The sequence below is a fragment of the Streptomyces durbertensis genome (assembly GCF_014156695.1).
Classification (GTDB): domain Bacteria; phylum Actinomycetota; class Actinomycetes; order Streptomycetales; family Streptomycetaceae; genus Streptomyces; species Streptomyces durbertensis.
The window spans coordinates 1-293 of sequence record NZ_WMLF01000976.1 but is presented as its reverse complement, the minus strand read 5'-3'; the positions used below and the strand labels follow the sequence as shown (position 1 = coordinate 293).

The window sequence follows — 293 nt, the reverse complement described above, 5'->3', positions numbered from 1 at the left end:
CGCGGAGTCGGCCAGGACGTCGACGGTCTCGGTGACGTATCGGCCGGCTGTCGCGGTGGAGACTCCGAATCCGGCTGCCACCTGGGCGAGTGTCTCGTTCTTCCGCAGGTGGACCAGTGCGAGGAGGGCCTGGCGGAAGCAGCCCAGGCGGCGCCAGCGCGAGCGGCGCTCACACCTTCGGGCGTAGATTCAGCCACGAGACGTGCTCAATCACCTCGTGCGGGACATCGAGCATGGCACGATGCGAAACCAACAGAGCTCCTGCGTCGGCGGGTTGGCGAGTGAGATCACCA

The 293-nt window shown here is 66.9% G+C and carries 1 pseudogene; it reads right to left on the bottom strand.

Features of this window, described 5'->3' with window-relative positions:
- Nucleotides 1–256, bottom strand: a pseudogene (locus GL263_RS27940) (helix-turn-helix domain-containing protein); the annotation flags it as partial.
- Between the last annotated feature and the right edge of the window lie 37 nt (nt 257–293).